Annotated in this window: 18 protein-coding genes; 8 read left to right on the forward strand and 10 right to left on the reverse strand. The window is 64.5% G+C overall.

The window, feature by feature from the left end; all coding sequences use genetic code 11:
• Window positions 1-121: 121 nt before the first annotated feature.
• The gene (locus tag B0B13_RS14945; RefSeq protein WP_139336999.1) at window positions 122-964 is read right to left on the reverse strand and encodes a carbon-nitrogen hydrolase family protein; all 843 of its coding nucleotides are present in this window, start codon (window positions 962-964) and stop codon (window positions 122-124) included.
• Window positions 961-5,349: a YhdP family phospholipid transporter gene (locus B0B13_RS14950; RefSeq protein ID WP_076796956.1), complete on the reverse strand. Its 4,389-nt coding sequence runs from the start codon at window positions 5,347-5,349 to the stop codon at window positions 961-963. Before B0B13_RS14950 ends, B0B13_RS14945 begins: the two co-directional genes overlap by 4 nt.
• Window positions 5,350-5,466: 117 nt before the next feature.
• Here B0B13_RS14950 and glnE point away from each other — a divergent pair, with 117 nt between their 5' ends.
• Window positions 5,467-8,319: a bifunctional [glutamate--ammonia ligase]-adenylyl-L-tyrosine phosphorylase/[glutamate--ammonia-ligase] adenylyltransferase gene (gene glnE / locus B0B13_RS14955; protein ID WP_237573795.1), complete on the forward strand. Its 2,853-nt coding sequence runs from the start codon at window positions 5,467-5,469 to the stop codon at window positions 8,317-8,319.
• 7 nt (window positions 8,320-8,326) lie between these two features.
• Here glnE and recN read toward each other — a convergent pair whose 3' ends face one another.
• Window positions 8,327-9,979: a DNA repair protein RecN gene (gene recN / locus B0B13_RS14960; protein WP_076796957.1), complete on the reverse strand. Its 1,653-nt coding sequence runs from the start codon at window positions 9,977-9,979 to the stop codon at window positions 8,327-8,329.
• 81 nt (window positions 9,980-10,060) lie between these two features.
• Complete coding sequence (locus B0B13_RS14965; RefSeq protein WP_237573796.1) at window positions 10,061-10,960, reverse strand: NAD kinase; 900 nt, start codon at window positions 10,958-10,960, stop codon at window positions 10,061-10,063.
• Between the two features lie 73 nt (window positions 10,961-11,033).
• Between B0B13_RS14965 and hrcA the strand changes: the two genes are divergently transcribed.
• From hrcA to pabB, 7 genes are all read left to right on the forward strand, one after another.
• Complete coding sequence (gene hrcA / locus B0B13_RS14970) at window positions 11,034-12,098, forward strand: heat-inducible transcriptional repressor HrcA (protein WP_076785434.1); 1,065 nt, start codon at window positions 11,034-11,036, stop codon at window positions 12,096-12,098.
• Between the two features lie 145 nt (window positions 12,099-12,243).
• Window positions 12,244-13,320 (forward strand): ferrochelatase, encoded by a 1,077-nt coding sequence (hemH, locus tag B0B13_RS14975; RefSeq protein ID WP_076796958.1) that lies wholly within the window; start codon window positions 12,244-12,246, stop codon window positions 13,318-13,320.
• Between the two features lie 8 nt (window positions 13,321-13,328).
• On the forward strand, window positions 13,329-13,736 hold the full coding sequence (locus tag B0B13_RS14980; protein WP_076785432.1) for an RNA-binding S4 domain-containing protein: 408 nt from the start codon (window positions 13,329-13,331) through the stop codon (window positions 13,734-13,736).
• A gap of 466 nt (window positions 13,737-14,202) precedes the next feature.
• Window positions 14,203-14,829 (forward strand): nucleotide exchange factor GrpE, encoded by a 627-nt coding sequence (grpE, locus tag B0B13_RS14985; protein ID WP_235090051.1) that lies wholly within the window; start codon window positions 14,203-14,205, stop codon window positions 14,827-14,829.
• Between the two features lie 146 nt (window positions 14,830-14,975).
• A complete protein-coding gene (gene dnaK / locus B0B13_RS14990) occupies window positions 14,976-16,919 on the forward strand; it encodes a molecular chaperone DnaK (RefSeq protein WP_076796959.1) in 1,944 nt (647 codons plus the stop codon).
• A 163-nt stretch (window positions 16,920-17,082) separates the two neighbouring features.
• Window positions 17,083-18,210 (forward strand): molecular chaperone DnaJ, encoded by a 1,128-nt coding sequence (gene dnaJ, locus B0B13_RS14995; protein WP_076785429.1) that lies wholly within the window; start codon window positions 17,083-17,085, stop codon window positions 18,208-18,210.
• A 1-nt stretch (window position 18,211) separates the two neighbouring features.
• Window positions 18,212-20,125, forward strand: a complete 1,914-nt coding sequence (gene pabB / locus B0B13_RS15000) for an aminodeoxychorismate synthase component I (RefSeq protein ID WP_076796960.1) — start codon at window positions 18,212-18,214, stop codon at window positions 20,123-20,125.
• Between the two features lie 31 nt (window positions 20,126-20,156).
• Here pabB and panB read toward each other — a convergent pair whose 3' ends face one another.
• Genes panB through hda form a run of 6 tightly spaced genes read right to left on the reverse strand, consistent with a single transcriptional unit; the run spans window position 20,157 to window position 25,407 of the window.
• Complete coding sequence (gene panB / locus B0B13_RS15005) at window positions 20,157-20,975, reverse strand: 3-methyl-2-oxobutanoate hydroxymethyltransferase (RefSeq protein ID WP_076796961.1); 819 nt, start codon at window positions 20,973-20,975, stop codon at window positions 20,157-20,159.
• Between the two features lie 22 nt (window positions 20,976-20,997).
• Window positions 20,998-21,690: a deoxynucleoside kinase gene (locus B0B13_RS15010; protein ID WP_076796962.1), complete on the reverse strand. Its 693-nt coding sequence runs from the start codon at window positions 21,688-21,690 to the stop codon at window positions 20,998-21,000.
• Window positions 21,687-22,229 carry a 2-amino-4-hydroxy-6-hydroxymethyldihydropteridine diphosphokinase gene (gene folK / locus B0B13_RS15015; RefSeq protein WP_076796963.1) on the reverse strand — a complete coding sequence of 181 codons (543 nt, stop codon included), beginning with the start codon at window positions 22,227-22,229 and terminating at the stop codon, window positions 21,687-21,689. The genes B0B13_RS15010 and folK overlap by 4 nt, the downstream gene beginning before the upstream one ends.
• A 43-nt stretch (window positions 22,230-22,272) precedes the next feature.
• Complete coding sequence (pcnB, locus tag B0B13_RS15020) at window positions 22,273-23,991, reverse strand: polynucleotide adenylyltransferase PcnB (RefSeq protein ID WP_370643171.1); 1,719 nt, start codon at window positions 23,989-23,991, stop codon at window positions 22,273-22,275.
• Window positions 23,988-24,686 carry a histidinol-phosphatase gene (locus B0B13_RS15025; RefSeq protein WP_076787394.1) on the reverse strand — a complete coding sequence of 233 codons (699 nt, stop codon included), beginning with the start codon at window positions 24,684-24,686 and terminating at the stop codon, window positions 23,988-23,990. The genes pcnB and B0B13_RS15025 overlap by 4 nt, the downstream gene beginning before the upstream one ends.
• A gap of 10 nt (window positions 24,687-24,696) precedes the next feature.
• Complete coding sequence (gene hda, locus B0B13_RS15030) at window positions 24,697-25,407, reverse strand: DnaA regulatory inactivator Hda (RefSeq protein WP_076796964.1); 711 nt, start codon at window positions 25,405-25,407, stop codon at window positions 24,697-24,699.
• Window positions 25,408-25,494 lie beyond the last annotated feature (87 nt).

The raw sequence follows: 25,494 nt of genomic DNA on the forward strand, positions 1-25,494 counted from the left end.
CCCGTTTGACTGGTAAATGGACAGAAATTGGCGTTGCGACGGCACGATTCAAGCCGCGGGCGACCCTGCTGGAAGCGGTGTGGGCCGCCGCCGCTTTGCGGGCAACGACGCTGCGGTGCGCTCATGCCAGCACCCGATGCCGATACGCTGGCAAGCTCTGCCGTACCTGCGTGATACGTCGGACATCGATCGTGCCCGCTACCACGCCGGCACCGTCCGCGCGCACTGCGACGACTTCGCCCCATGGGTCCACCAGCATGCTGTGGCCCCATGTACGGCGCCCGTTCTCGTGCTTGCCGCCCTGGGCCGCGGCCAGCACGTAGCATTGGTTCTCGACCGCGCGCGCACGCAGCAGCATCTCCCAGTGTGCGTGGCCAGTCGTGTATGTGAAGGCCGATGGCACGACGATGAGCGCGCAGTCGCCAAGCTTGCGATACAACTCCGGAAAGCGCAAGTCATAGCATACCGACAAGCCCACGCGGCCAAACGGTGCATCGAACGCGACGACGTCGGTGCCGGGCCGGATGGTGCGCGTCTCGTCAAACGACTCATCATCTTTTTCGAAGTTAAACAGATGGATCTTGTCGTAGCGGGCCACGGCCCGGCCTTGCGGGTCAAACACCAGCGTGGTGTTCATCACCCGCCCGGATTCTGGTGCCACGAGTGGCAGCGTGCCGCCGATGACCCACACGCGATGGCGCGCCGCGGCATCGGCGAGAAATTGCTGAATCGGGCCGTCGCCCGGCGTTTCCCGCACGGCCAGCTTGTCGGCGTCGCGGTGCCCCATGAAGCAGAAATACTCGGGCAGCAGCACGAGTTGCGCGCCGCCGGCGGCGGCTTCAGCGATTAACTCGCCGGCGGCCTGTAGATTCCGCGACACGTCCGGCGTGCTGACCATTTGCAGCGCCGCCAGCGCGAACGTGCTGGGCGCGGCACCGCTTGAGCGGAAAACGGAGTTGTTCATTGCCATGACACATAAGATTCAGGTCGGCCCATCTTACCGCGATCGCCCGGCACCTGCTCGACCTGCGGATGTGACCACGAGCCGGTGACCGCGTAGTGGCGTGCGAACGACTGCGAAATGGGGTCCGCCAAGACCAGGCCGGCGACGAAGGTACCCAGGCCGAGCAGCGGGTTGACCACGGCCGTGGCCAGTGCCGCGGTACCCACGCTCAGCGATGGCGCCACCGTCACCAGCAGGTCCTGCTGCTCGCGTCCAAGATCCGCGTTGCCTTGCATCGTGACCTTTGCGGATGTACTGCTCAGCGTGAAATCATCGGTCCTAGCAACGCCGTTGCGGATCGTGCCGGTAGCGGACACATTGTCAAACGGCAGTCCTTCGCCAAACAATGTGTTCAGATCCAACGTCGCCACGCGGGCGAGCGATTGCAAACTGAGCACGCCGAGCAGCCTGGCGGCGCCCGGATCGACCTTCAGGATCTGGCCATGCGACAGTCTGAGCGACAGGTTCCCGCTCAGTGTCGGATAATCGATGTGCGTCGGTCCGCCTCGCCAGCCAACGTTGCCTGATAGCGTGCCATTGCCGCCCTTGAGCGTGCGGGGCAGGCCGAGACGGTCGAGCAAGGCACCGCCGTCGGCGATATCGAGCTTGAAATCCAGCACAGTGCACAGCGGGTTATCGTCGCTGCTGCTGCCGTTGCTGCCGCTATCGTTGCTGTTGCTGTTGCTGTTGCTGTTGCTGTTGCCGCTGGCGCTAGTGCTGGCATTGGCATTGGAGCGGCGCGTCGTTCTCCAGTTCGCGGTTGCCGACAGCTTGGCTGCTGGGTTTGTCACATCCAGCTTGTCCAATTGCCAGACTGGCGCGCCGTTTTCGTCGATGCTGCGTGCATTGACTTCTAGCTTGCCCAAGTTGTGTCCGCGCACGGTAAGTTCGTTGACGATCAGGTCAATCGCCGGGACATGCTGCGCCGGCTCTTCGAGCGCGCGACTCACCAGTGTCGCCTCGTGGCTGTCCGGGATCACCAGTTTGGCTAGCCGCGCGTCAAGCTGCCCGTATGGGCTGCGCGGCGTCTTCGCGTGCCACGCGATATGGCCGGATACTTCGTCCGATGCAATATTCGCTTGCCATGCGCCCGGTGTTTGTGTCGCATCGACTACCACGTTTTCCCAGCGGCGGTTCAACAATGTCAACGTATCGAAGTGCAGGCCGACGCGGGTAGGCACGAGTGCCGCGACGCTGTCGGGCAGGCTGAGCGAGGTGGCCGTGTCCGGCGAACAAACCGATGGGCCGGCGCAAGCTGCAGTGGGGCACGAGGATGGCGCAGCGGCCACCGGCTCAGTTGATATGGCGTCGGCGGGGACCGACATGGCGCCGAGCAGCGCGCGCCACGCGTCTGCGTCGAAGTGCGCCACATCCACCGCCGCGGTCACGCCTTCACTGGGCAGCACCGCTTTCCGGTTCACGGCGATCGCGCCGCGCATGATGGCCAGCTTGTCGTGGTTGCCGCACCGCACCAGATAAATGGCATTGAGCGGACCGAGTCGCGCATCCAGCCGACTGATGCCTGTCGTGGGTCGTTCACCGGCAGCCGTCGGCCGCAGGCGCATCGAGAACGGCATCGGCGCGCCTGCCGGTTTCCTGAATGGCGCCGGCAGTTGCAGCGCCAGCCCGCTCAGATCCAAGGTGGCCGAGATGTCGGGCGGTTCGTTCTTGCGCGTGCGCATGGCCACCGAGTAAGGGGCGCCGCCCGACATGCGGGTGAGCAGCGTGGCCAGCGGCCCGGGCGGCACTGCAGTCCGGGCTGCATCGGCGAGCAGGTGGCCCGACACGTCGAAGCTGCTTGATTCATCCTGCTGGATCGCGCCGTCGGCGCGGATGTCGCCGCCGAGGAATTGGCCGGTGGCGCGCCTGAACGTCATCGTGTGTTCGGTGAAATCGACCTTGCCATGGATCTGCGTGATCGGCGGCAGCGCCGCGAGCCGCTTGCCGGGCACGAATGACACCGTATTGTCCGCTAGCGTAACCGAGCCGTTCACGCCGACATGTGGCTTATCCGGATGGCGCGCAATCGCCAGCCGCAGCGCCAGCGTCGCGTTGCCTTTAGCCTGCACGGTCTCGCCCAGATGGTCGGACAGTACCGCGAGCGAGCTGCGATTCACGTAGTCGAGCATGTCGGCCAGCGGGCCACTAGCCACGCCATTGATCGCCAGATCCGAGTTCAGCGTGCCCCAATCGTCGATGCGGCCGGTCAACTGCGTGAGGGCGACACGTTGGTAGCGTGCGCGCTGGATATCAAAGCGCAGCACGTTTTGGTCCATCCGGAACAGCCCGTCGATGCCGTCGAACGCGGGCCATACCTGCGGCGTGCCGTTGCTCATCCGCTTCGGCGGGTACGGTGTCGGATCGAATCCGCCGTCTCGAAACGGCGCAACGATCTTGAAGATGCCGGCTTGTGGGTCGTGCGTGTACGGGAACTCGGCCAGTTCGCCATGGATGGCGATCGTCGCATTGCGCGAGGTTCCGGCCGTCAATGCATGGTCCAGGTAGGCGCGGGTATGTTCGCCGACGCCGGTCGGCAGATAGCGCGCGAGGCGGGGCAGCGACAGCCGGTCGAACCTCGCCTCCATGTCGAGCTTGCCGCGTCCGTGGCCGGGATTCGAATAGATGCCGGTCGCGCTGGCGCGCACGTCCTCGTTATCGACGATGAATCGCGAGAGGTTGACGGTAACAGCCGGGCGGGCCGCGTCCGAGGCCAGCGGATGCGCGGTCCATGTCGCTTCGGCCGCGAACCGGTTGAACGTAAGTCGTGGATTGTCGAACGCCCCCGGGATCGTGACCGCGGCGTGGGGGGTATCGATCGCCGCGTGACCGCCGTTCTGGTCGGCGTCAATTTCGCCCCAGATGTTTTCCGCGCCGGGCAGGCCCACGTGCGGGTGGCCGCCCGGTGTAAGGCCGGGCGGCGGCTCCTGCGCGTTGACGCTGACACCCTCGAGTGCGGCCTTGACGCGATAGCGTACGATCGGCTCGCCGCCTTCGACGGCCGCCACGCTGGCGGCCTCGCGGGTTCGCGGCGCGCGGCGCTCGACCTGTATCGCGTAGTTTGTCAGCGTGCCGCGTGGGTCGAACCGGTCCAGTTCATTGAGCACGTGATGTGGCAGCGGCAACGTGCGCACGAACTGCGCGAGCAGCCCGAGATCGACCGTATCGCCGCTGATGCGAATCAATTGGCCACGGCCCAGCGTCGCACGGCGGAACTGGCCGTTGAATTCGCCGATGTTCAGCAGTCGGGTAATCGGCGTGCCGTCCGCGAGCGGGGGCTGCCCGCCGAGTTCGGCGCGCAGATTGCCCAGATTCAGCGTGTAATCGAGATTGCGCATGTCGTTGCGCTGCAGCGACCAGTCCAGTCCGATGCTGGGCACGTCCAGCCGCGGCAGCGTCGGGTCCATGCGCAGCCGCAACTCGGACCCGGACAATGCGCCGCGCGCACCGCTCCATTCACCGGCCGCAAAGTCGAACCACGCAGTCACGTCCAGCGTGCCGCTTTGCGCATCCAGGCGCGCATCCGTGTAGCGGGCCAGTTCGGGCAGCGCCATGTCGCTGCTCGACACAAACATCGTGCCGGTCCAACCCGCCGGCTCGGTGAGTGGCTTCAGTGGCGAATGACGCAAGCGTGCGCGCAAGTCGAGCGGCCCGCGCAGCAAGCGTCCGTCCGGCTGCGCCTGCACGCCGAGCCGGTGAATTAGGCCGCGGTTGTCGATGGCCACGTGGATGTCGCGTAACGTCAGCGTCGGCAAGCCGCGCTGCGCGTCGGTCCAGTGCAGGACGCCGCCGTGCAACGCGATGGCGCGCTGCGTCATCAGCCAGCGCAGGAACGCGCTATTGTCGTGCTGGCGTGGATCCACCTGCACGCCGGCAATCGTATAGGTGCCGTTGGGGTGCCGTTTGGCGAAGACCTCGGGTTGTTCCACTATCAGACTCGAGAGCACCGGCGCCAGACGCGGCAATGAGCGCCAAGACAGCGTTGCACTGGCGGCAGGCACCGCGAGCATGCGCTGGCCGTCCGGGTCCATGATCGTCAGTTGCTCGATGTCCAGCGTTGGCTGCAGCCCGCTCCAGCGCCCGATCAGCCGACCGATGTGCACGTGCGCGCGAAGCGTATCCGAGATCCGTTGCTCGATGCGCGGCCGCAGCGAATCCAACTGGGGAAAGATGATGTAGCGCAGACCGACGTACGTGGCCGCGGCGCCAAAGTACAGTGTGATGGCCAGGGTCGCGCAGAACGCGAGTACGCGGCGCAGCATCCGCTCAGTCGGCCCGTGCAGCCGTCCGCCCCCGGCTTTTGCGTTGCGCGCATCGTTCGGGTCGAGTGTTTCCTGGCGGTTGGGCATGCGAGGAGCGCGGAACGTATGATAGGGAGCGGCGGAAAAACCAAATGTAACATACGGCATGCGAGTCAAACCTACCGCCGCCAAGGGTTTCATTGCATATGCCGTACCAATGACACGATGACTGACATGCCGCCGCCAAGTTCCCCGCTTGCTTCCGACGCCGAACCGCTGTTGAGCGCCGTCTATTCTCGCTATGCCGTCCGGCAGTACGCGGCACGGCCTGAACTGGCTGCGCGGGTGCGTGAACTTGCGCGCGCGCCGCTGACGCGGCAATGGATCGAGCAGCGGCTCGCGCAACTGGGTGCGCCGCAGGACGAGCCCGTAGACGACAACGTGCTCAAGCGCGCACTGCGCCTGGTGCGCACCGAGCTATTCTGCGCGGTGATGGAGCGCGACCTGGCCGGGTTGGCCGATGTGTCGGAGGTGACCGGCGCGATGACGGATTTGGCCGAGGTGGCGATCCGCCGCGCCCTTGCCTCGATCAGTGCCGAGTTGCACGCGCTGTATGGCATGCCGCTGAACGCGCAGCGACAGCCGCAGACGCTCGGAGTGGTCGGCATGGGCAAGCTCGGCGGACGCGAGTTGAACGTGTCTTCGGACATCGACTTGATTTTCGTCTACGAGGACGACGGCGAAACCGAGGGCGGCTCCCGCGCGCCGATCTCAAACCAAGACTTCTTCACCCGAGTCGGGCGCCGGTTGATCGGTGCGCTGGCCGAGCATACCGCGCACGGACACGTGTTCCGCGTGGACATGCGGCTGCGTCCAAACGGCGATTCAGGTCCGCTTGTCTGCAGCATCGGCATGCTGGAGGAGTACTTCTATGTGCAGGGGCGCGAATGGGAACGCTATGCGTGGATCAAGGCACGGCTGGTGTCGGACGTGGGTAGCGACGCCGGCGCGCGACTGGCGGCGCAACTTGATGCACAGGTCAGGCCGTTCGTCTATCGCCGTTATCTCGATTTCGGCGTGATTGCGGCGATCCGGGCGCTGCATGTGCAGATCCGTCAGGAGGCCACCCGCCGCGCGTCGTCGCGCCGCGACAAGGCCGATGACATCAAGCTAGGTCGCGGCGGCATCCGCGAGATCGAGTTTACCGCGCAGGTCTTCCAATTGATCCGGGGCGGTCAAGACGCCGGGTTCCGTATCCGGCCGACGCTGGCGGTACTCGATCATGCCGCGGCGCGCGGCTTGATAGCGCGTGGCGCGGTTCAGCGACTCGCACAGGCGTATCAAATGCTGCGCTGCATCGAGCACCGGTTGCAATACGTGAACGACGCGCAAACCCATGCGATGCCTGTCGATGAAGGCGAGCGCACGCAACTGGCAGCATCACTCGGTTTTGCTGACTATCGGGCACTACTGGCTGTGCTGGAGCGCCACCGCGCGTTCGTCGGGCAGCAGTTTGACCAGATCTTCGCGGACAAGCGTGGCGACGCGGCGGCGCCGGCCGGCGCAGGCGATCAGGCGCTCGGCAAGATTGGCAGCACAGCGTGGGAGGAGACCGCCACATGGATTTGGAGCAGTGCACTCGCCGATGAGGCAGCCGACGATGAGTTGCGCACTCGGCTTGCATCGCTGGGGTTCAACGACCCGCCAGCCATCCTGTCGCGATTGCATGCGGTCTGGCAGTCTGCGCGCTACGCCGGCCTGCCGGAACGGCATCGGACGCGTTTCGACAAGCTCGTGCTGCGTGCATTGGAGGCGACGCCGACGCATTGCAATGAAAGGGCCGATGCGACGTTGCTGCGTTTTCTCGATCTGCTCGAAGCGGTCGCGCGGCGTGGCTCGTACCTGGCGTTGCTGGTTGAGTATCCGGCTGCGCTGGCACGCGTGTTCGCTGTGCTCGGCGAGTCGCGTTGGGCTGCCGGCTATCTGATTCGCCATCCGCAGGTGCTCGACGAGTTGCTCGACGACGAGGCGCTGGTGAGCCCGTTCGACTGGACCGAGTTCAAGCGGATGCTGCTCGCCCGGCTTGCTGATGCAGACGGCACTGAGCATCAGATGGATTTGCTGCGTCACGCGCACCAGGCTGAGGTGTTCCGGATCCTGCTGCTGGATCTCAGGGGTCATCTATCGGTCGAGCACATCAGCGACCGGTTGTCGGAACTGGCCGACGCGGTCCTGGATGTGACGCTGCAGACCGTATGGCCGCAGTTGGCTCGCCGTCATTGCGACGTGCCGCGCTTCTCAATCATTGCGTACGGCAAGCTCGGCGGTAAGGAGCTCGGTTATGCGTCAGACCTGGACCTCATCTTTCTGTACGACGATCCCGATGAGTGTGCCGCAGAGATCTACGCGCTGTTCGCGCGGCGGCTGATCACGTGGCTGACCATGTCCACTGGCGCCGGCACGCTGTTCGATGTGGATCTGAGGCTTAGGCCGAACGGCGAGGCCGGGCTGCTGGTCACGAGCCTCGCCGCCTTCCGACGGTACCAATTGCGCGAGGGGGATGCCGCCAACACCGCGTGGGTATGGGAGCATCAGGCGTTGTCGCGCGCGCGCTTCTGTGCCGGGGATGTGCGCATCGGCGCGCAGTTCGATGCGATTCGTGCCCAGGTGCTCGCTCAGCCGCGCGATGCGCGGGTGCTGGCCACGGAGATCGCCACGATGCGGCAAAAGGTGGCCGAAGGCCATCCCAATCCCACAGCGCTGTTCGATCTGAAGCACGATCGCGGCGGCATGGTGGACATCGAGTTCATCGTCCAGTACTGGGTGCTGCTGCATGCCGGCGCGCATCCCGTACTGCGGCGCAACACCGGTAACATCGCGTTGCTGCGTGATGCGGCCCGCATCGGGTTGATGTCCGAGACACAGGCGGAACAGGTCGGCGGCGCCTATCGGACCTATCGTAAGCTGCAGCATGCGCTGCGGCTCGATGGAATGGACAAGGCGCGCGTGCCGCCCGAGCGTGTGCAGGTCGAGCGCGACGCGGTCACGCGACTATGGGAGCAGGTCTTCGGTGCGTGAAGAGGCTTCAAGCGGCCAGCATTTCCTTCGCGTGCTTGCGCGTGGTGGCGGTAATCTCGACGCCTCCGAGCATGCGCGCGACTTCCTCGACGCGGCTCGCGCGATCCAGCGCGGTCACTTCGCTGCGCGCTGCGCCTTGCGCATCGGTGGACTTGGCCACGCTGAAGTGGTGCTCGCCGCGGGCGGCAACTTGCGGTAGGTGGGTCACGCATAACACTTGTCGGATCTGGCCGAGCTGGTGCAGCAGTCGTCCAACGACCTCCGCGACGGCGCCGCCGATGCCGCTATCGACCTCGTCGAAGATTAGTGTCGGCGTCGGGCTCGCGGTGCTCGCGATCACTGACAGCGCGAGGCTGATGCGTGCCAACTCACCGCCGGATGCCACCTTCGCCAGCGGCCGCAACGGCACGCCGGCGTGGCCGGCTACGCGGAACTCGACCTGCTCGAGCCCATGCTGGCCGCCTTCAGGCAAGGGCTCCAACGCGACCTCGAACCGCCCGCCAGCCATCGATAAGTCCTGCATCCCGGTGGTCACCGCGCTGCTCAGCGCCTTGGCCGCCTTGGCGCGGGCTTTGGATAGTTGCCCCGCAAGCGTCATGTAGGCTTGCTCCGCGCACGCCTGCGCGGCGCGCAACGCGTCGATGTCCGTCGCCGCATCCAGCGCTTGCAATTGGGCGCGCCGTGCCAGCAACTCGTCGGGCAGGGCATCCGGTTGCATCCTGAATTTGCGCGCAGTCGAATGCAGTGCATCGAGCCGGGCTTCGACCTGCGCGAGTCGCGCCGGGTCCAGCTCGAGCCGCTGCGCGTAGTGAGTCAGCGAGTAGGCCGCTTCCTGCAGTTGAATTTCGGCCGGCTCCAGCGCGGCCAATGCGTCGCCGAGCGCGCTGTCGATTTCGGCCAGGCCGCGCAGTTTCGCGATGATGGCACCCAGTTGCGTGATCATGGCGTCGTCCGATTCGGACAAGGCGCCTAGCGCCGCTTGCACACCGTCGATCAGGTTTGCCGCGTGCGACAGCCGGCGGTGCTCGGCGCTGATTTCATCCCATTCGCCGGATTGCGGCGCCAGCTTCTCAAGCTCTGACAATTGCCACACCAGCCGCTCGCGCTCGAGGTGCACCTCGCGCTCCCGCGCTTGCGCGGCCTGCACGGCCGTCGCCGCGTCGCGCCAGCCGCGCCACGCCCGCGCGACGTCCGCGGTCAGCGCCGTCAGGCCCGCGTGCGCATCGAATAGCGCGCGCTGCGCGTCGCCGCGCATCAGTAACTGGTGGGCGTGCTGGCCATGGATGTCCACCAGCATTTCGCCGATGTCCCGTAACTGGCCAAGCGTGGCGGCTGTGCCGTTGATGAATGCACGCGAGCGGCCGTTGGCGTCGATCACGCGGCGTAGCACCACGTGCCCGCTGCCGTCGTCAAACGCATGCTCGGCCAGCCACTGCGCGGCGCCCTCATGCGCGTCGAACTCAGCAGTGATGTCCGCACGGCTCTGGCCAGTGCGTACCACCGTCGCGTCGGCTCGCGCGCCCAGTGCCAGCGCCAACGCGTCGATCAAGATGGATTTGCCGGCGCCGGTTTCGCCGGAAAAAACGGTAAAGCCACGCTCGAACTCGATGTCGAGCGAGGCGACGATGACAAAGTCCCGGATCGACAGATGACGCAGCATAGGCGAACGAAAGCGGTCGTCGTGAAAGGCGGATTGGGTGTGCAATGATTGAGCCGGCGTGCAGCGGTGACTGGCACCGGCTCAGCCGGGCTCGTCCTCGCCAAGCGACGAGTGCTCATTCCAGTGCAATTTCTTGCGCAAGGTTCGGTAATAACTGTAGCCGACCGGATGGAGGAACGGCACCGTGTGCCTGGAGCGCCGCACCTCGATCGTATCCTCGAGTTGCAACGCGGTGAACGACTGCATGTCGAAATTCACGTTGACGTCGCGCCCGCCGATGATCTGGATCGCGATCCGGCACGTGTCGGGCAGCACGATCGGCCGGTTCGACAATGCGTGCGGCGCGATCGGCACCAGCACGATCCCTTGCAATTGCGGATGCAGTAACGGACCGTTGGACGAGAGCGCGTACGCGGTGGAACCGGTTGGCGTGGCGACGATCAGCCCGTCTGAGCGCTGGTCCGACATGAAGTTGCCATCGACCAACACGCGTAACTCTGCCATCCCGGAGAAGCCGCTGCGGTTCACGACGACGTCGTTAAACGCCAGCGCGTGGTAGATTGGCTCGCCAGTGCGCATGATACGGGCCTCCAACAATGAGCGCTCCTCGCGCTCATGGCTGCCCGACAGCATTTGCGGTACCAACCGGTTCATGTCGGCGATGGCGATATCGGTGATGAAGCCAAGCCGGCCGTGGTTGACACCGATGAGCGGGGTGCGGTATGGCGCGAGTTGTCGGCCGATGCCCAGCATTGTGCCGTCGCCGCCGAGCACGACGGCGATGTCGGCGCGCGTGCCGATCTCGGCCGGCGTGAGCGCCGGATAGGCGTGCAGCCCATTTTCGCGCGCCGTGTCGGCTTCGAACACGATCTGAAATCCGCGTTGCGTCAGGCAGCCGGCGAGCGCGGCAAGCGGCTCACCGATGCCAGGCGTGTTGTTGCGGCCGATCAGCGCAACAGTTTTGAATTGGCCCATTTCCATGCCCGCATTACACCATAGGTGTCTGGCAAACTGTATGCTTTCGTGGTTCGGGTCGCACGTGCGCGTCGGATCGATGCCGACCCTCGCTGCGTGCAAGATTTACGCTAGAATTTTCACTATGCTAGATCCTCGTGCCCAGACCCTGCTTAAGACGCTGATCGAACGGTATATCGCCGAAGGTCAGCCGGTCGGTTCGCGCACGTTGTCCAAGTATTCGGGCCTCGAACTGAGCCCGGCGACGATCCGCAACGTGATGTCCGACCTCGAGGAGCTAGGACTTGTCGCCAGTCCTCATACGTCGGCCGGGCGGATTCCGACGCCACGCGGCTACCGGTTGTTCGTCGACACGATGCTGACCGTGCAGCCCGACGCCCAGGAAGCCGAGGTCAAGCTCGCGGTGCAGGACAAGCTCAAGCCGGGCGAGACGCAGAAGGTCGTCGCGGCAGCGGCCAGCGTGCTGTCCAACCTGTCGCAGTTCGCCGGCGTTGTGCTCACGCCGCGGCGCAGCCACGTGTTCAAACAAATCGAGTTCATGCGGCTGTCCGACAAGCGGATTTTGCTGATCATCGTCACCCCCGAAGGTGACGTGCAAAACCGGATCATGGCGACCCAGCGCGACTATTCGCCGTCGCAGCTGACCGAGGCCTCCAACTATATCAACACGCATTATGCGGGCCTGTCGTTCGACGATGTGCGACGCCGACTGCGCGAGGAAATCGACGCGCTGCGCGGCGACATGATGCAGCTGATGCAGGCCGCTGTCACCGCCAGCACGGAAACCGACGACGAATCCGACAACGTCCTGATCTCGGGTGAGCGGAACCTGCTCGAAGTGGTTGATCTGTCGTCCGACATGGCGCGCCTGCGCAAGCTGTTCGATGTCTTCGACCAGAAGACTAGCCTGCTACAGTTGCTCGACGTATCGAGCCATGCGCAGGGCGTGCAGATTTTCATCGGTGGAGAATCTACGCTCGTGCCGATCGAGGAAATGAGCGTTGTGACCGCCCCGTATGAAGTCGATGGCAAGATTGTTGGCACGCTCGGCGTGATCGGTCCGACCCGCATGGCGTACAACCGCGTGATTCCGATCGTGGACATCACCGCCCGGCTGCTGTCGTTCGCGTTGTCTCAGCATTGACGCGAGCCTGCGGCTCCAGCCTGAGCCGATTCGTCGTGGCGCGCCACTATCCGGATGGCCAGCCGGCGCGCCACGGCGCCAAGCGCTGAGCGGCCGTTATAATCGGATAACAAGTGCACCATTGCGGTGCTCAACGGATCCTCTCATGCATTTTGATCTTGAGCTGCCCTCGCAGCCGAGCGCATCGCACCGGGTCGGCGTGCTGCTGATCAACCTCGGCACCCCCGCTGCACCGACGCCGCGCGCGGTGCGGCGCTACTTGGCCGAGTTCTTGTCCGACCCACGCGTCGTTGAGATCCCCGCGCCGCTGTGGCAGATTGTGCTGCGCGCGCTGATCTTGCCGTTGCGCGGCCGCGCGTCGGCGCGCAAGTACGCGGCGATCTGGGACGCGGAGGGCTCGCCGCTGCGCGTGCACACCGAGCGGCAGGTCGACGGCCTGAGGCAGTGGCTGGCGGCAGGCCGGTGTTCCGTGCTCGTCGACTATGCAATGCGCTATGGCACACCCAGCATCGGCAATGTGCTGAATCAACTCAAGCGCGCCGGCGCTGAGCGGGTGCTATTGGTGCCGCTGTATCCTCAGTATTCGGCCTCGACCAGCGCCAGCGCATTCGATGCAGCGTTCTCCGCGCTGGCGCGTATGCGCAACCAACTGGAGATCCGCACGATCAAGCATTATGCGGACCATCCCGCCTATATCGAGGCGCTGGCGTCTCAAGTGCTGCACTATTGGCAGCAGCACGGCCGACCTGATTTCACGGCCGGCGATCGGCTGTTGTTGAGCTTTCATGGCGTGCCTAAGCGCACGTTGGATTTGGGCGATCCCTATGCCGAGCAATGCCGGCAAACCGCGACGTTGCTGGCCCACGCGCTCGGGTTGACCGAGGTCGAATGCCGGCTCACGTTCCAGTCGCGGTTCGGACGCGCGCAATGGCTGCAACCTTATACCGCACCGACGCTGCAGGAGTTGGGCGCGGCCGGAGCCGGTCGGGTTGACGTGTTCTGCCCGGGCTTCACGTCTGATTGCCTCGAAACGCTCGAGGAAATCGGCATCGAGGGTCGTGATACGTTCTTGCGGGCGGGGGGGCGCGAGTTCCATCGGATCCCGTGTGTCAACGATGCGCAACCGTGGATCCGCGCGCTGGCCGAGATCGTCGTCACCCATCTGCAAGGGTGGCCGATTGCTACGCCGCAACAGAGCACGGCAGCGACGATATCTGCGTGAGTTCGCCAATGAATTTGAAGATCTTAACCGGTCCTCACGCGCGGCTGCGCATCGACAAGTGGCTGTGGGCGGCGCGGTTTTTTAAGACCCGTTCACTGGCGGCCGAGGCGCTTGGCAAGGGCCGGGTGCGCATCGGCGGCGAGTCGGTGAAGGCGGCCAAGGAGGTGCGCGTCGGCGACATTGTGCAAATCGACATCGAGCGCATCGTATGGGAAGTGCAGGTGCGGGGCGTATGTGATGTGCGTGGTCCGGCGGCGATCGCGCAGACGCTATACGAGGAGACGCCGGCCGGCAACGCGCGGCGGCTGGCCGAGTTGGAGCGGCGCAGGACTTTTCGGGAGCCTGCTGCGACACTTCACGGGCGGCCAACGAAGCGCGATCGGCGCATCATTGACAAATTGTCCGGTGCGGATTGAATAGCGACTCGAGCGTCGCGTGGACGCCGCCGTACTCAGTCGTGGATTCGGTGACGGCCCCGGATAGGCAAATGGCGGTCGTTCCCGCGATCAATACCACGGCGACCACCCCAATGGCAAAAGTCAGTTTCATGGCACGGGCGGAAACGGGCATTTGGCTGGGCGGTGGGAGCGCCGTTGACGCAATCAGGGGACACGCGTCTTAAAGCGCCTCATAACGAAGTGTAGGTCAGCGTTGGCGGGCGCTCAATCTATTTGCGGTGCAACATACGGGAAATCGTGTAACGGTAGATTGCAATGCCAGACGGCGCCGCGCCGTGACTTTTTGCGGCGAGCTATTGAAAAGGCCTGCGTTGACCCCATGTCGATTGCGCAACTACGGTTTCCCGCGCTCCGGCGCCTGTCGGGCCGGCCGGACGCGGGAATAGCCGAATCGAACCATTGACTGAAATTGACCACGGCCATCATGGAAGAGAAGCAAGCAAGCCAGAATTGCCCCGCATCGGATACCGAACCCGCCGGCAACGGCACGCAAACGGCGCAGGACGCACAGGTGCAACCGGCCGAGGCTCAGCGCGAGGACGCCGCGGCGGCACAGCCGGGCGCCGACAATGGGCAATTCGGCGAGGCCGATGCCGCCGCCGAGGCCAAGGCGCTCGAGCAAGCGCATGCCAAGATCGCCGAACTGCACGAGAGTTTCCTGCGCGCCTGCGCGGAGACGGAGAACGTGCGGCGGCGCGCGCAGGACGACGTTGCCAAGGCGCACAAGTTCGCGATCGAGAGTTTCGCCGAGCACCTGCTGCCGGTCGTCGACAGCCTGGAGGCTGCACTGGCGGACAACGCCGGCGACTTGGCGAAGGTGCGTGAGGGTGTCGAACTGACGTTACGTCAATTGTCGAGCGCTTTGGAGAAGGGACGCGTTGTGCAGATCAATCCGGTCGGCGAGAAATTCGATCCACACCGGCACCAGGCGATTTCGATGGTGCCGGCCGAGCAGGAGGCCAACACGGTCGTCAGCGTGTTGCAAAAAGGCTACGTGATCGCCGACCGCGTGTTGCGCCCGGCGCTGGTCACCGTGGCCGCGCCCAAGTGAGTGCGGCTGGCGTCTCGCCTCGGCAAAGCCCGCGTGCATGCCAGGGTATTGAAATCAGCACTGTTGCACCCACGTTGTGGGCAGACGTGAATGGATGACCGCGCGCTGCGTGGGTCTGCTAGATCAAAGCCAGGAGATTAGTAAAAATGGGCAAGATTATCGGGATCGACCTCGGTACCACGAATTCGTGCGTGGCGCTGATGGAAGGCAACCAGGTGCGGGTGATCGAGAATTCGGAAGGCGCTCGCACGACGCCTTCGATTATCGCGTATATGGACGATAGCGAGATTTTGGTCGGCGCGCCGGCTAAGCGCCAGTCCGTGACGAATCCGAAGAACACGCTATTCGCTGTCAAGCGGCTGATTGGCCGTCGCTTTGAAGAGAAGGAAGTGCAGAAGGACATTGGCTTGATGCCTTACCAGATCATCAAGGCGGACAATGGCGACGCGTGGGTACAGGTGCGCGACAAGAAGCTCGCGCCGCCGCAGATTTCCGCCGAAGTGCTGCGTAAGATGAAGAAAACGGCCGAGGATTACCTTGGCGAGCCGGTGACCGAAGCAGTGATCACCGTGCCGGCGTACTTCAACGACAGCCAGCGGCAAGCCACGAAGGATGCAGGCCGCATCGCCGGCCTGGACGTGAAGCGGATCATCAACGAGCCGACCGCCGCGGCGCTTGCCTTCGGACTGGACAAAACCGAGAAGGGAGATCGCAAGATCGCGGTCTATGACCTGGGCGGTGGCACGTTTGATATCTCGATCATCGAGATCGCCGACGTGGACGGCGAAATGCAGTTCGAGGTGTTGTCGACCAACGGCGACACGTTCCTCGGTGGCGAGGACTTCGACCAGCGGATCATCGACTACATCATCGGTGAATTCAAGAAGGAGCAGGGCGTTGACCTGTCCAAGGATGTGCTCGCGCTGCAACGGCTGAAGGAAGCGGCCGAGAAGGCCAAGATCGAGTTGTCGAGCTCGGCACAAACCGAGATCAACCTACCGTACATCACGGCGGACGCATCCGGCCCGAAGCACTTGAATTTGAAGATCACCCGCGCGAAGCTGGAGGCGCTGGTCGAGGAGCTGATCGAGCGCACGATCGAGCCGTGCCGCACCGCGATCAAGGACGCGGGCGTGAAGGTGAGTGACATCGATGACGTGATCCTAGTGGGCGGCATGACACGGATGCCGAAGGTGCAGGACAAAGTCAAGGCGTTCTTCGGCAAGGAGCCGCGTCGCGACGTGAACCCGGACGAGGCGGTCGCGGTGGGTGCGGCGATCCAGGGCCAGGTGCTCTCCGGCGACCGCAAGGATGTGCTGCTGCTGGATGTGACACCGCTGTCGCTGGGCATCGAGACGCTTGGCGGCGTGATGACGAAGATGATCAACAAAAACACGACGATCCCGACCAAGCACACGCAGGTGTACTCGACGGCCGACGACAACCAGTCGGCGGTGACGATCAAGGTGTTCCAGGGTGAGCGTGAGATGGCGGCCGGCAATAAGCTGCTGGGCGAATTCAACCTGGAAGGCATCCCGCCCGCACCGCGCGGCGTGCCGCAGATCGAAGTGACGTTCGACATTGACGCGAACGGCATCCTGCACGTGCATGCGCGTGACAAGGGCACGGGCAAGGAGAACAAGATCACGATCAAGGCGAATTCGGGCCTGTCCGAGGCTGAGATCGAGAAAATGGTGAAGGATGCTGAGGCGAACGCTGAGGAGGATCATCGCCTACGCGAGCTAGCCGACGTGCGTAACCAAGGTGACGCGCTGGTGCACAGCACGAAGAAGGCGCTGTCCGACTACGGCGACAAGATTGACGCGAGCGAGAAGAGCTCGATCGAGGCTGCGCTCAAGGAACTGGAGGAAGCGCTGAAGAGCGCGTCCGACAAGGCGCAGGTCGAGGCGAAGATCGAAGCGCTGTCGAAGGTGTCGCAAAAACTCGGTGAGAAGATGTACGCCGACATGCAGGCCCAGGCGGGCGCGGCCGGGGCATCGGCCGGGGACGGCGCGTCGTCCGCTGCACCGTCCGGCAAGGCCGAGGACGACGTCGTCGACGCCGACTTCAAGGAAGTGAAGAAGGACTGAGCGAAGCGGCGGTGGCAGCCGGTGCGCGGTGCGCGATGCGTGCCGCGTCCACCGGGCCGGCCATTTGTGTGCCATCGTGCACCGTAGCACGGTGGCGAAGGCAGAGCGCCTGGCGGGCTTAGCGGCTCTCCGGGCCCATTTTGTTTGATGGCATTGACTCGATATGGCCAAACGGGACTACTACGACGTGCTGGGTGTCGCCAAGAATGCGTCCGATGACGATATCAAGAAGGCGTATCGGAAGCTGGCGATGAAGTACCACCCGGACCGCAATCCTGGCAACAAGGAGGCGGAAGAGCGTTTCAAGGAGGCGAAAGAGGCCTACGAAATGCTGTCCGATTCACAGAAGCGCGCCGCGTACGATCAGTACGGCCATGCGGGCGTCGACCCGAACATGGGCGCGGCGGGTGCGCAAGGCTTTGGCGGTTTTGCCGATGCGTTCGGCGACATCTTCGGCGATATTTTTGGGCAAGCCGCAGGCGGTGGCCGGCGGGCTGGTCCGCAGGTGTACCGCGGCGCGGACCTGCGCTACAGCATGGAAATTACGCTGGAGCAGGCCGCGCATGGCTATGAGACGCAAATCCGCGTGCCGAGTTGGGCATCGTGCCAGGTATGCCATGGCTCCGGCGCGAAGCCGGGCACCAAGCCTGAGACATGCCCGACTTGCCATGGGCAGGGGCAGGTGCGCATGTCGCAGGGTTTCTTCAGCATCCAGCAGGCATGCCCAAAGTGTCACGGCACCGGGACGTACATTCCGGAGCCGTGCGCTCATTGCCACGGCGTTGGTAAGGTTAAAGAAAACAAGACGCTGGAAGTGAAGATTCCGGCCGGCATCGATGAGGGGATGCGGATCCGTTCTGCTGGCAACGGCGAGCCGGGCATCAATGGTGGCCCGAACGGCGATCTGTATGTGGAGATCCACATCAAGCCGCACACCGTCTTCGAGCGTGACGGCGACGACCTGCATTGCCAGATGCCGATCGCGTTCACCACCGCGGCGCTGGGCGGTGAGATCGAGGTGCCGACGCTGGCTGGCAAGGCATCGTTCACCGTGCCGGAGGGCACGCAATCGGGCAAGACGTTCCGTCTGCGTGGCAAGGGCCTCAAGGGTTTGCGCTCGAGCGTGCCGGGCGACTTGTACGTGCACGTGCAGGTGGAGACGCCGGTCAAGCTGACTGATACGCAACGTGACCTGCTGCGCCAGTTCGAGAAGTCGCTGGTCGAAGGGGGCGCGCGGCATAGCCCGCAGAGCAAGGGCTGGTTCGACCGCGTGAAAAGCTTCTTCGAGTGACATGATGGCAGTTGACGCGGGAGTGGCACAGGCTGCGGGCGACCCCGACAGCGCCCGCGTGTTTGCGCTGCTCGACGACTGTGCGCCCGAGGAGGCGTCGGCTGATGCCCCTGCATGCCGCTCGCGTCTCTACACGGCGTTTTCGCATGAGCGCACTTGCACCGATCCCGATCGGCTCGATGCGGTGCTCGCCGAAGTTGACGCAGACTTGCGCACGGGGCTGCATGCGTTGTTACTTGCGGACTACGAATGGGGCGTACGGCTGCAATGCTCGGCCAGGCGCGCTGGCGGCGGTGCGCTGCGCATTCTTCTGTTCCGCGAGTTGCGCTGCCTGTCCTCGGAGCAGGTTGCGGCGTGGTTGCAGCAGCAGGACGGCGGCCGCGCGGATCCTGGGGTGGCTGGCATCGCGAACGTACGCAGCAGCGTCACGCGTGACGCATTTGACGACGCGATCACGCGCATTCATACAGCATTGCGCGACGGCGATTCCTATCAAGTCAACTATACGTATCGGCTCGCGTTCGATATGTTCGGCTCAGCGCCTGCATTGTATCGACGTTTGCGAGCGCGCCAGCCGGTGCCGTTCGGCGCTTTGCTGGCGCTGCCCGATGGCACCCATGTGCTGTCGTTGTCGCCCGAACTGTTCGTCGAGCATCGTGGCGGGACGATCGTCGCGCGGCCGATGAAAGGCACGGCGCCGCGTGCGAATGACGCGCAGCTCGACGCGCAGCAAGCGCGGGCATTGGCTGCCGACGATAAGAACCGGGCAGAGAACTTGATGATCGTTGACCTGCTACGCAACGATCTGGGCAGGATCGCGCGGACCGGTTCGGTTCGCGTGCCCGCGTTGTTTGAGGTCGAGCCGTACGCGTCGGTGTGGCAAATGACATCGACCGTGCACGCGCGCGTGCGTGACGAGATCAGTTTTGCCGACGTGCTGCGGGCGCTTTTTCCGTGTGGCTCGATTACTGGCGCGCCAAAGGTTCGCACGATGGCGTTGATCGAGTCAATCGAGACGACACCACGTGGGCTGTATACTGGTGCGATTGGGTGGCTCGACACGTGTGCTGCCGCACGCACGCTTGGCGATTTTTGCCTGTCGGTGGCTATTCGCACGCTGGTGTTGGCACCGCGATCGGACACTGGTATGGGCGCCGACGTGCGGGCGGGCACGCTCGGTGTGGGTGCCGGCATCGTGCTGGACAGCGTCGCGCACGACGAATATTTCGAATGTGCGTTAAAGGCGCGCTTCTTAACCGAGGTGGACCCCGGTTTCCAGTTATTCGAGACGATGTATGCCACGCGGGAGGGCGTGCGCCACGCAGGTCTACATGTCGCCCGTATTGAGCGCAGTGCGCGCTATTTCGGCTTCCGGTTCGACGCCGAGGTATTTGCGGCACGGCTCGTGCAGGCCTGCGCGGCGCTCGCGCCGGATCGCGCATATCGGATGCGCGCGATGCTGCGCAAGGACGGGGCCATCGACGTCAGCGCGACGCCATTGCCGTCGCTTGCGGCCGGTCCGGTGCGCGTAATGCTGGCGTCCGACCACGGCATCGCTGCGCCGGACCCGGGCGATCCGTTGCTGCGTCACAAGACCACCTGCCGGGATACCTATGACCGAGCATGGCAGCTGGCGCAAAACCATCACGCGTTTGACTTGTTGTTTTTCAATCGGCTTGGCGAGCTGACCGAAGGCGGCCGCAGCACGGTATTCGTGCGAATCGACGGCCGCTGGGTCACCCCGCCGCTGGCCAGCGGTGTATTACCCGGCGTTATGCGCTCGGTGTTGCTCGCGGATCCGGTGTGGCAAGCCATCGAGCGGCCGATCACGCGCGCCGACTTCGAGCGCCGCGATGCGCTCATTGTCTGCAATGCGCTGCGCGGTGCGATGCCGGCACAGTTGCTTCGCCGTTAACTTCGCCTTCTTCGCCTTTAGCGACGTCGATTCAGAACGTGTGTTCTGCGGTGGGGAACGTCCGTTCCTTGACTGCACGCACGTAGGCCTGGACGGCTGCCTCGATCGACGGCTGGCCGACCATGAAATCCTTGACGAACCGGGGCCGTTTGCCAGGGAACACGCCGAGCATGTCATGTAACACCAGTACCTGGCCCGAGCAGTCGACTCCGGCGCCGATGCCGATGGTCGGAATCGTCAGCGCCGCGGTGACCTGGGCGCCCAATGCGGCAGGGATCGCTTCGAGCACGAGCAGCTGCGCGCCGGCCTGCTCAATCAACTGAGCGTCCTTTTTCAACTGTTCGGCTGCCAGATCGTTTTTGCCCTGGACCTTGAAGCCGCCAAACGCGTGCACCGACTGCGGCGTGAGCCCCAGGTGCGCGCAGACCGGCACCGATCGTTCGACCAGGAAGCGGATCGTCTCGGCAAGCCACGCACCGCCCTCGAGCTTGACCATCTGCGCGCCCGCCTGCATTAGCTTGACGGCGCTTGAATACGCGTCTGCTGGCGTACCATAGCTGCCGAACGGCAAATCCGAGACGACCAGCGCGTTGCCGCGGCTGCCGCGCGCCACGCTGGCGGTGTGGTATGCGATATCCGCTACGCTGACCGGCAACGTCGTGGTCTGGCCCTGCAACACGTTGCCGAGCGAGTCGCCGATGAGGAGCACGTCCACGCCCGCGCGCTCGAGCAATGCCGCAAAGCTTGCGTCGTAGCACGTTAGCATCGCGATTGGCTCGTCGGCCTCGCGCATCTGCTGAAGGCGCGGAACAGTGACGGCGCGACGGCCAGAATTCTGCAGATAGCTCATAACAAATGATCCTTGGAGAGCGTTATCGCGCCGTGCCCTTCACCCATACCGCCTTGCGGCCGCGCATCGATCCGATGTGCTTGACCAGCAAGTCCAGGTCTGCGTCAGATCCTGCCAGATCCAGATGGTCAGTATTGACGCTGAGCAGCGGCGCGTCGTTGTAGTGATAGAAAAATTCGCTGTACGTGTCGCACAATGCGCGCAGGTACGCATCGGTGATATGCGTCTCCATCGGAATCGCGCGCTTTTGAATCCGGGCGAACAGCGTTTCCGGGCTGGCTTGAAGGTAAATCACGAGATCCGGCACTGGCCGGGCGAGCGGCACATGTGCAGCCAGCGCGCGATACAGCGCGAATTCATCGTCGGGCAGCGTCAAGCGGGCAAACAATTCGTCTTTCTGCGGCAGGAAGTCTACGACGAGCGGCGTGCCGCGCTGCCGTGCATCGGCGATCGCGCACATTTGCGTCTCGCGCTGCAGTAGGAAGTCTAATTGCGCTGGTAACGCGTAGCGCGCGTTGTCGTGATAGAAGCGCTCGAGGAACGGGTTGTCAGCCGCGCGCTCCAGCAGCGTTTGCATTGACCAGCGTGTCGCCAGTTGCGTCGCCAGCGTGGTCTTGCCGGCGCCGATTGGCCCCTCGATCACTAGATAGCCGAACGGCGTGGGCTGCACCGGCGCATGGACGGTCAGCGGTGGTACGACGGTGGACGGGTTCATTGGCGCGGCCCCGACTTGCCGCCCACGATCGCAGCAGCGACGCGTCGGAACGGGCATTGGCAAGGGGCGACCTTTTCGATGCGCTGCGACGCGACGCCAGGCAGGTAACAGTGCGCACGGCCCAGCGCGGGAATCTCAATCGCTGCGTCCAGTTCGAGCAGCGGCACTAGCGCGAACGCCCGCTCGGTTAACCGCGGGTGCGGCACCGTCAGGTCATGCTCGTCGAGTTGCCCGGTGCCGTACAGCAGAATATCAATGTCCAGCGTCCGAGGTGCGTTCCGGTACGGGCGCTCGCGGCCGAAGTGATGCTCAATGCCGTGGCACAGGGCGAGCAGCTGCCGTGCAGCAAGCGTGGTATCGATCTTCACCACGCAATTGTAGAAGTCGTCGCCACCGGCATCGACTGGGGCGGTGCGGTACAGGCTCGATTTCGCGAGCACGGTAACGGGAGCCTGCTGCGCGAGGCAGACCACGGCGTCCTTTAGCGTCTGGCGCGCGTCGCCAAGGTTCGCGCCCAGGCCAAGATAGGCTACGGTCATGACGTCGACTCCTGCATTCGATGGCCGGCGTTCGTGCAAGCCGCTAGGCGTCGCCGTTGCCACGTGGTTCACCGTCGGTCGGCGACGAGGCCTGCTGAGCACCTTCGCCAGGATCCTTGCGGTTGCGCGAGCCGCTACGGCGCCGGCGCTTGCGCGGCGAGCGCTCCTTGTCGCCCTGCGCCAGCAGCGCCTCGCGCGTGCCCGGATCGCCGGCGATGAAATCCGTCCACCATTGACCGACCGACGCGTCCAACTCGCCTGCCTCGCAGCGTAGCAAGAGAAAATCATAACCTGCTCTAAACCGCTGGTGCTCCAGCAGCTTCAACGCGCTGCGGCCGGAACGTTTCTCCAGCCGGGGCTGCAGCCCCCAGATTTCGCGCATGTCGGCGGTGTAGCGCCTCTGGATCGCGAGCTTTTCGGTCTGCTGGTCGAGCACGTCGTCCATGGCACGATGCAGCGCCGGGATCGAATGTTCGCCGCCGGCCTCGTATTGCTGCCAGCGCAGTTGCATTTCGCGCCACAGCAGCGAGGCAAACAGGAACCCGGGTGAGACCGGTTTGCCCAAGCGCACGCGCTCGTCGGTATGGGTCAATGCAAGCGTGATGAAACGCTCCCCGCCGGGCTGCTCGAGCGCCACGTCCAGCAGCGGCAACAGCCCATGGTGCAGGCCCAGCGCGCGCAACTGCTTCAGGCAGCCGAGCGCGTGTCCGGACAGCAGCAGCTTGAGCATCTCGTCGAACAGCCGGGCCGCCGGCACGTTGTTGATCAGATCCGCCAGCTCGGCGATCGGCGCCTGCGTCGACGATTCGATTGTGAAGTCCAGCTTGGCTGCGAAACGCACGACACGCAGCATCCTGACCGGATCCTCGCGAAAGCGGGTGGTGGGCTCGCCGATCATTCGCAGCACGCGTTGGCGAATGTCCTCCATCCCGCGATGGTAGTCGAGCACGGTCTGCGTCGCCGGATCGTAGTACATCGCGTTGACGGTGAAGTCGCGCCGCGTCGCGTCCTCGTGCTGTTCGCCCCACACGTTGTCGCGCAGCACGCGCCCGCTCGCGTCCACCGCATGCGTGCGCCGGTCCAGCTCGCCGCGTCGCAGCTTGCGCGGTGGCGCAGCCGGCTCGCTGTCCGTGGGCCCGGTGCCAGCTGGCGCCGCGTCCATCAGCGCGCGGAACGTCGATACTTCGATAATCTCCTGTCCGAACTGGACGTGGACGATCTGAAAACGCCGGCCGATTAACCGGGCGCGGCGGAACAGCTTGACGACCTCATCCGGCGTGGCGTCCGTGGCGACATCAAAATCCTTCGGCGCGATATTGAGCAGCAGATCGCGCACCGCGCCGCCGACGATAAACGCGCGAAAACCGGCTTGTTGCAGCGTGTCGGTGACGCGGATGGCATGGCGCGAGATCAGCGCCGGATCGATACGATGGATGTCGGCTGGCACGATCACCGGTACTTCGGCTTCACCATCAGCAGCAGTATGGCTGCTGGCATGGCCACTGGCGGCTAAGGTGTTGCGGCGCGGCGTGCGGCGCGGTGGCTTGCGCGACGGCAGCCTAGTGTCCTGCGCGCCCCGCGCGTCAGCTGGCGTGCTGCGCTGCGCGTCGCGCGCCGTATTGCGCCGACGGCCTGTCGCAGCGCTGTCCGTGTTGGCATTCGCGCCGCCTCGATCGGCGTCGGCGCTGCGCGATGTGTTGGCCGGCGAGGTGGCATCGCCGCTACGCGAGCCGAACAACTTGCGGATGAATTTTGTAATCACGTCGATTGGAACAGTTCAAGGATGTGCCAACCACGGGCCAGCGCATACTCGCGCAGCTTCTCGTCTGGATTGGTCGCCACCGGGTCGGTGACTTTTTCGAGTAGCGGGATGTCGTTGTGCGAGTCGCTATAGAAGTAGCTGTGCGCAAAGCTCGTCCAGTCGCAGCCGAGCGAATCCAGCCACGCCTGCACCCGCACGATCTTGCCCTCGCGATAGCTCGGCACGCCCATCGAGTTGCCCGTGTACGGGCTGTCGGGATGCCCGTCCGTCGTCTCGACCTCGCACGCAATCAATGTCTCGATGCCGAATGCTTCCGCGATCGGTGCGGTGATGAACGCGTTGGTCGCCGTCACGATGCAGCACAGGTCGCCCGCCTCCTGGTGCTCTTGCACCAATGCGCGGGCGGCGGGCAGGATCCGCGGGTTGATGACCTCGTGCATGAACAGTTCATGCCAGTCGTCCAGTTGCCGCCGCGAGTATTTCGCCAGCGGGGTGAGCATCGCGCGCAGGTACGCATGGATGTCCAGCTTGCCTGCCTGGTAGTCGGCGTAGAAGCGGTCGTTTTCGCGCGAGAAGCTGTCGGCGTCGACAATGCCGAGCTTGACCATGAAGCGTCCCCACTCATGATCGCTATCGGTGGGGATCAGCGTATGGTCCAGGTCGAACAGGGCGAGATTGCGTGCGGTTTTCGTCATGGAGCGCATTTTACTTGAAGCTGCCCGCCAGCATCGCGCGCAGCAGCGGCAGCGTGACCGCGCGCTTGTGCTCGAGGGCGAAACGGTCGAGCTCGTCCAGGACGTGCATCAGGCTGGGCATGTCGCGGCGGTAGTGTGTGAGCAGCCATGTCGGCACGTCGTCGGCGAACGTCAGGCCGCGTTCGCGCGCGGCTTGCTTGAGCACGGCCGCCTTGTCCTCGTCGGCCAGCGCGCCGAGATGGAACACCAGGCCCCAGCCCAGGCGCGTGCGCACATCCTCGCGCACGGCTAGATGCAGTGGCGCGGCGTTGCCGGTGGTCACCAGCGCGCTGCCTGGACTGGCGCGCACCTCGTTGAACAGGTTGAACAGCGCGATCTGTTGTGCGTCGGCGAGTTGGTCGACATCGTCGACCGCATAGATTGCGACACGCGGATCGTAGCCGAACGCCGACAGCGGGCTGGGTGGCGCGACAAAGCGCGCGCGGCCGCTGGATGCGCCGGCCACCAGCGCCTGCAGCAGGTGGCTGCGCCCGCTCCCGGCGTCTCCCCACACGTAGAATGTGCGGTCCGCGACCGGCCCGGCCGCGAGGGCGGTGTCCAGGCCGGCGAGACGGGCGACCAGTTCGGCATGGGCACCGGCGAAGAAGTTTTCGAATGTCTTTGGCGGCGGTGTACCCAGGTCGAGTGTGAGTTGACGATGGGAAGCAGACGAGGTCGGCACGGGTGGCAAGGGTCCTGGAATGCAGTTTGACGAGTTCGTGCGGGTGGCACACTCGCATCGGGTAAAATTGTAATTTTACCGACCTTC

The sequence above is a fragment of the Burkholderia sp. b14 genome (assembly GCF_900156195.1).
Classification (GTDB): Bacteria; Pseudomonadota; Gammaproteobacteria; order Burkholderiales; family Burkholderiaceae; genus Mycetohabitans.

Coding starts and splice junctions, on each gene's coding strand:
- B0B13_RS14945 (WP_139336999.1), bottom strand. CDS start 964: ATGAACAACTCCGTTTTCCGCTCAAGCGGTGCCGCGCCCAGCACGTTC.
- B0B13_RS14950 (WP_076796956.1), bottom strand. CDS start 5,349: ATGCCCAACCGCCAGGAAACACTCGACCCGAACGATGCGCGCAACGCA.
- glnE (WP_237573795.1), top strand. CDS start 5,467: ATGACTGACATGCCGCCGCCAAGTTCCCCGCTTGCTTCCGACGCCGAA.
- recN (WP_076796957.1), bottom strand. CDS start 9,979: ATGCTGCGTCATCTGTCGATCCGGGACTTTGTCATCGTCGCCTCGCTC.
- B0B13_RS14965 (WP_237573796.1), bottom strand. CDS start 10,960: ATGGAAATGGGCCAATTCAAAACTGTTGCGCTGATCGGCCGCAACAAC.
- hrcA (WP_076785434.1), top strand. CDS start 11,034: ATGCCGACCCTCGCTGCGTGCAAGATTTACGCTAGAATTTTCACTATG.
- hemH (WP_076796958.1), top strand. CDS start 12,244: ATGCATTTTGATCTTGAGCTGCCCTCGCAGCCGAGCGCATCGCACCGG.
- B0B13_RS14980 (WP_076785432.1), top strand. CDS start 13,329: ATGAATTTGAAGATCTTAACCGGTCCTCACGCGCGGCTGCGCATCGAC.
- grpE (WP_235090051.1), top strand. CDS start 14,203: ATGGAAGAGAAGCAAGCAAGCCAGAATTGCCCCGCATCGGATACCGAA.
- dnaK (WP_076796959.1), top strand. CDS start 14,976: ATGGGCAAGATTATCGGGATCGACCTCGGTACCACGAATTCGTGCGTG.
- dnaJ (WP_076785429.1), top strand. CDS start 17,083: ATGGCCAAACGGGACTACTACGACGTGCTGGGTGTCGCCAAGAATGCG.
- pabB (WP_076796960.1), top strand. CDS start 18,212: ATGATGGCAGTTGACGCGGGAGTGGCACAGGCTGCGGGCGACCCCGAC.
- panB (WP_076796961.1), bottom strand. CDS start 20,975: ATGAGCTATCTGCAGAATTCTGGCCGTCGCGCCGTCACTGTTCCGCGC.
- B0B13_RS15010 (WP_076796962.1), bottom strand. CDS start 21,690: ATGAACCCGTCCACCGTCGTACCACCGCTGACCGTCCATGCGCCGGTG.
- folK (WP_076796963.1), bottom strand. CDS start 22,229: ATGACCGTAGCCTATCTTGGCCTGGGCGCGAACCTTGGCGACGCGCGC.
- B0B13_RS15025 (WP_076787394.1), bottom strand. CDS start 24,686: ATGACGAAAACCGCACGCAATCTCGCCCTGTTCGACCTGGACCATACG.